The organism is Thermosipho sp. (in: thermotogales), assembly GCF_020054775.1.
Classification (GTDB): Bacteria; Thermotogota; Thermotogae; order Thermotogales; family Fervidobacteriaceae; genus Thermosipho; species Thermosipho africanus.
This window is the reverse complement of the sequence record NZ_JAIHAP010000103.1, coordinates 1-5,378: the sequence shown is the minus strand read 5'-3', so window position 1 is coordinate 5,378 and position 5,378 is coordinate 1. Positions and strand designations below refer to the sequence as shown.

6 protein-coding genes and 1 pseudogene are annotated in these 5,378 nt (G+C 30.7%); 6 read left to right on the top strand and 1 reads right to left on the bottom strand.

From position 1 onward, the window contains the following. Window positions 1-467: 467 nt before the first annotated feature. From JG780_RS10570 to JG780_RS10550, 6 genes and pseudogenes are all read left to right on the top strand, one after another. Window positions 468-1,022 carry a hypothetical protein gene (locus JG780_RS10570; protein WP_287570603.1) on the top strand — a complete coding sequence of 185 codons (555 nt, stop codon included), beginning with the start codon at window positions 468-470 and terminating at the stop codon, window positions 1,020-1,022. 2 nt (window positions 1,023-1,024) lie between these two features. Then, a complete protein-coding gene (locus JG780_RS10565) occupies window positions 1,025-3,061 on the top strand; it encodes a coiled-coil domain-containing protein (RefSeq protein ID WP_287570602.1) in 2,037 nt (678 codons plus the stop codon). Next, a pseudogene (locus JG780_RS10730) lies at window positions 3,058-3,285 on the top strand (AAA family ATPase); the annotation flags it as partial. The gene JG780_RS10565 and the pseudogene JG780_RS10730, both read left to right, overlap by 4 nt. Window positions 3,286-3,297: 12 nt before the next feature. Continuing rightward, entirely contained in the window at window positions 3,298-3,528 is a 231-nt protein-coding gene (locus tag JG780_RS10560) for a hypothetical protein (protein WP_287570601.1), read from the top strand. Window positions 3,529-3,678: 150 nt separating this feature from the next. Continuing rightward, window positions 3,679-4,161: an ATP-binding protein gene (locus JG780_RS10555; RefSeq protein WP_199171194.1), complete on the top strand. Its 483-nt coding sequence runs from the start codon at window positions 3,679-3,681 to the stop codon at window positions 4,159-4,161. Window positions 4,162-4,336: 175 nt separating this feature from the next. Then, on the top strand, window positions 4,337-4,537 hold the full coding sequence (locus tag JG780_RS10550) for a hypothetical protein (protein WP_103065607.1): 201 nt from the start codon (window positions 4,337-4,339) through the stop codon (window positions 4,535-4,537). Window positions 4,538-4,677: 140 nt separating this feature from the next. Here the strand turns inward: JG780_RS10550 and JG780_RS10545 are convergent, their stop codons facing one another. Further along, window positions 4,678-4,917 carry an RpnC/YadD family protein gene (locus JG780_RS10545; protein ID WP_103065608.1) on the bottom strand — a complete coding sequence of 80 codons (240 nt, stop codon included), beginning with the start codon at window positions 4,915-4,917 and terminating at the stop codon, window positions 4,678-4,680. Between the last annotated feature and the right edge of the window lie 461 nt (window positions 4,918-5,378).

Sequence of the window (5,378 nt, the reverse complement as noted above, 5' to 3'; positions counted from 1 at the left end):
TGGGTGATTTTAAAAAAAGCTTTTCTTGATCAAACATGCTATTACCCCGTTAATATCAATTTAATTTTAGTATAACATAATTTTTTAACCTTGTCAAGTGAGGAGTTAGATTATAATTAATTGTCATCAAAATAGGATAATGTTTAGATTGTAGTTATATCTTTAGAATTGATTTGTTTTTTGTTAAATGAATGTTATATAATTTACCATAAGAACTTTTATTTCTTCGCTTAATTTTACCATATTCAAACTTTTGTATGTTTTTTATTATTATAACAACATTTCAAAGACATTGAATTATGATCTAACCAATCTTTTTTACGTACATCTAATATGAGCTAATGAATATTGGTAAATGGTTTAAAAAGTTGCTGGCGAAGAAGTAGAATCTGCTGGCTAGAAAAAAATCAACAAAAAAATTTAGAGTACAAACTTGTTAAATCATCGATTGGGGGGGTAGAAAGGATATGAGTAACTTCAATTTTCCAAAAGGTTCAGAATGGAGAAAATGGGATTTACATGTACATACACCTTTTTCAATTTTAAATAATCAATTTGGCAATCCTGATGAAAAAACTACTTGGGATAAGTATGTGACGACATTGTTCAAAAAAGCAATTGAGAAAAATATCGCTGTTATAGGAATTACTGATTATTTCGTGGTGGAAGGGTACAAGAAAATAAAAAATGAATACTTAAACAATGGTAAAATAATTGAAAAATTGGGCTTTGAGGATGGAGAAATAAAAAAGATTAGGCGTATCTTATTGCTTCCGAATATTGAGTTCAGGTTAAATAAATTGGTTGGTAGTAATAGAATTAATTTTCATGTTATTTTTTCGGATAAAGTGTCTGTTGAAGATATCGAAGAAAATTTCTTAAGAGAGATTAAATTCGTGTATGAAGGTACTCCGCAGAATGAAGATGAGGAATTATCTTTGAGTATAAATAATCTTAGGAAGTTAGGTAATAAGCTTAAAAAAGAACATACTAAATTTGAAAAAAAAGCGAAACCGAAGTAGGTATGATGACAGCAGTGGTAGATGATAAAGTAATTTCAGATATTTTATCTAACAAGAAATCTTTTTTTGAAGGAAAATATTTGACATTTGTTCCCGTTGATGAAGACTTAAGTGAAATATCTTGGGATAGTCAAGATCATAATGTTAGGAAAGTAATTTTTCAGAAAAGCGACGGTTTCTTTTCATCAAATCAAAAAACAAAGGAATTTGGTTTGGGACACAAACATCTCTCTATTGAAAACTTTCTGATGGAATTTAAAAGTCTTAAACCCTGTATATGGGGATCTGATGCTCATTCATTTGATAAATTATTTGAGCCAGAACAAAAAAGATACACATGGATTAAAGCTGATCCTACTTTTGAAGGTTTGAAACAGATTATTTATGAACCAGAAGAAAGGATTTACATTGGAGAAGAACCTCCACACAAAATAGAACGAAACAAGATAATTAAAACAATTACAATGTCTAATTCAAATAACTGGTTTGAAGATAGATCAATCCCATTAAATGAAGGGCTAATAAGTATCATAGGAGGGAAAGGGACAGGCAAAACTGCTATTTTGGATTTAATTGCTTATGCAACTGGCAGTTACAGATGTTATGAAGAAGATGAAAACAAATCCAAATCATTTTTGAAGAAGGCATATAAAGAAATGAAGGATACGAAGATAAAAGTAGAATGGGAAGATGGTAGTTCCGATGAAAAAGAAATCGGAGAAAAGTTAGAAGAAATCAATAAAGAAGGCAAGGTAAGGTATTTACCTCAAGATTATGTTGACCAGTTATGTTCTGAGTTGGGGAAAAGTGAACTTGAAAGCCAAATAGAAGATATAATTTTCCAAAAAATTCCTGCAGAAAGCAAAGCTATGTATACAAATTTCAGAAGTTATAAAGATGATCATTTACAGGTGATAAATGATAAGAAGCGTAGAGTTGCACGACAAATAGAGGATAAAAACTCCGAAATTTATGAATATAGATTGTTAATCAAGTCTAAATCCAGTAAAAATGAAGATAAGAAAAAAATTGAAGGTGAAATCAAAAAATTCGAGGATGAAATTAAAAAAATAACGGAGGGTGTGAAAGATTCTCAAGAGCAGACAAAAATATTGAATAATCTTAAATCTTTTACCGATCAGAAATCTAAACTTGAAAAAACAATTTCACATTTGAGAACAAATCTATTGAAAATAGAAGAAATAGAAAATGACACATCAACATTTATTGAAAATATAGAAGAATTTTCAGATAAATTAAAAAGAGGTCTTAAGGACATAGGAGTTAAGCAAGAGGATATAAAAAAGCTAAAAGTTTTTTTATATCGAGAAAATCTTGAAGAAGTACTTCAACTACTAAATGGTCGAAAAGAGGAAATAAAACAGGAAATCAAAAAACAAGAAACCGAGTTAGATAAAATCAAGGTATATATTAAAGAATTGAATAACAAGATAGAACTTGAAAAGACAAAACAAGATAAATTTAAAGAGATAAATAATTCACTATCAGAATTAAAGAAGAAAAAGGATTCCTTGAATGAAGATATTAAAAAAATTGAAGACGCAGAAAAGGAATTACCTAAGTTGCTAGAAAACAGAGAGAAACTTTTTATTAAATATTTTGAGATAATTTTTGAAGAAAAAAAGGAACTAAAAGAAATTTATTCGCCTCTGGTAAATAGCTTACAAGAAAGCGGAGAAGAAAATAAAAAACTATTTGATTTCACTGTTCAATTTGACTTTGACATAAACACTATGGCAAAAGAAGGGCATGAACTTATAGATTTGAGAGCAGATGGGATGTTTCGTCAGTCTAGACAAGAAGTTCTAAGAGAAGAATTAGAAAAATTAAAATTTCGGCTGAATCTCGACGATGTAGAATTTCCAGAAGTTGATTCTAAAAACATAAAAGGATTTTTAAAAAAAGTTCAGGAATTATTTACGAAAGATGGTAGAACAATCATTTCTCAGCTAAAAGAAAAAAATATACAGAGAAAGATTTTGATAATTGGCTTTATTCTACAAAATATTATAGCATAGATTATTCAATCAAATTTAATGCCATCGAACTTAAAAACTTATCGCCCGGTTTAAAAGGGATTGCACTTCTTATTCTATTCTTAGAACTTGATGAAGAAGACAAAAGACCTATTTTAATTGATGAGCCGGAAGAAAATCTAGATAACCGTTCAATTTATATCACTCTTATAAGATACTTTAGAGAAGCAAAGAAAAGAAGACAGGTAATTGTTGTTACTCATAATCCAAACCTTGTTGTGAATACAGATTCTGAACAGATAATTGTAGCAAATTTTGATAGAGAAATGGCAAAACAAACTTCAAGGATAAGTTATGTTAGCGGTTCGCTTGAAAATACATTTATTGATATTTCTAATAGTATCATTTTAGAAAAGCAAGGAATTAGAGAACATGTTTGTGAAATATTAGAAGGCGGGAAAGAAGCTTTTGAAAAAAGAGAAAAGAAATACGGGTTTAGAATCAGTTGAATCTCATACCCCGAATTCAAGTCCTCATAACGGGACGAATATCTAAAATCGATTTGTGCCTCTGCAAATACCGATGGCTGAAGATTGCTCACCGGAGTTGATGATAATGGTAAGCCTATTGGCGTCGAAGACTCTAAGAAATGACGGGATATCCTTGGCATTATACCAAGTGTCCGATTAAAAAAGAAAAACGGTAAGGAAATAATTATTATAGAAGTTAAGCATTCGAATTATCCTAGAAATGAGTTGTTGGTAGATGTATTTTTCAAAGCTGGACTAATAGAGGCTTGGGGTAGAGGAACCATAAAAATTATTGATGAATGTAAAAAAGCAGGATTACCGGAACCCGAATTTAAAGAGGAATTTGGCGGTTTTGCAGTTTATTTCTATAAAGACATTTATACAGAAGAACATTTAAGAAAAATTGGGTTAAATGAAAGGCAAATCAAGGCAGTAAAGTATGTAAAAGAAAAGGGAAAGATTACGAATAGGGAATATCAGGAAATTACCAATGTATCTAGGCAAATGGCAACTATTGATCTCGCAGAGATAGTGAAGAAGGGGATATTTACAAGGATTGGAAAAGCAGGTAAGGGAGTTGCCTACCAATTGACTAAATTGACTAATAAATGACCAATATTTGACTAACGGGAAATGAAAAAAAACATATCAGGAATCAAACATTTATTTTAGAACTGCACCCACAAATGACTTAAAGGATTTAATGGATTTAATAAACAAGAAAATTTTTAAATTTGAGGGGAAAGGTAGGAATAGCCACTATGTTATCAAATAATTTGGCAATTAGTTGGCGAATATTTGGCAATTACTTGGCAAAAAGAAAAGTAGAGTACCAACGCCGACAAAAAGATGCCAGTTAAGATCAAAAGGAAAAGTAAAGACAAAAATGAATAAACTCTATTTTAAAAAAATTATAGACGATAACAGATTCAAAAAATTTCCTGAGTTTGACAATTACAAAAATTTAAGAATTCTAAAACAGGCATGAATAAATGTTCTGTTAAGGCAATCAAATTTAGGAGACAAAAAAATATCACTCCTCATTGAAACCATCACAGCAAAGGAGTGATATTTTTTAAAAGCAGAATTATAAACCTTATACTTGGCATTAGTATCAGCTTTCTATAACTACTTTACTAAATCTTTTAGTTCTTCTAATGTTATACTAAGAATATTTTTCTTTATTTGGTTTATGGTTTCTTCATTTGCTTTTCTGATCTTCTTTTCTAAACTTTTATCGAAATCTTCTCCAAACCTTTGGTTTAGGATTTCTATGATGAATTCTATAAATCTTTCTCTTTCTTCAAGTTTGCCTTCTAATCGAGCTTTTTCTCTGTCTCTTTTTGCTATCTCTTCTAATGTGTCCATTCTTGGCACTCCCATTTCTTTTAGCTCTTCGTAACCGGTTTGTTAGATCCATTGTCGATGCCTATTTATAGTATGTCTGAACTTTTTATGGAGAAGTCTTTGCCTATTAGTTCAGTTTGTTCGCATTTTAAATCTGTTTCTTTTCTTTGTTGTGTGATCTCTCTTAGTAGAAAGGCTTTTAGAAAGTCATAGAATACGGTTCTGCGCTGCCCGCCCGTAGAATTAGTGAAGTGTTTTCTTTGTCAATTTAATTATATCATATCTTTTTGAAGGTGAGTTATTTTATCATATAACTCTCGTATAATGATCTTTATTAGCACCCTTCTCCGGCTCCCCACCCGTGTGGAAGAGGGACCTGTGGCCCCTTTCCCCACTTTTCAACCATAAGGAAAGGGGCCTGTTTCTTTTTACCCAGCGGATCACCCGTTTTAGGAAGAAAAAGTAGGCAAGTTGGGTTTTAA

Coding starts and splice junctions, on each gene's coding strand:
- JG780_RS10570 (WP_287570603.1), top strand. CDS start 468: ATGAGTAACTTCAATTTTCCAAAAGGTTCAGAATGGAGAAAATGGGAT.
- JG780_RS10565 (WP_287570602.1), top strand. CDS start 1,025: ATGATGACAGCAGTGGTAGATGATAAAGTAATTTCAGATATTTTATCT.
- JG780_RS10545 (WP_103065608.1), bottom strand. CDS start 4,917: ATGGACACATTAGAAGAGATAGCAAAAAGAGACAGAGAAAAAGCTCGA.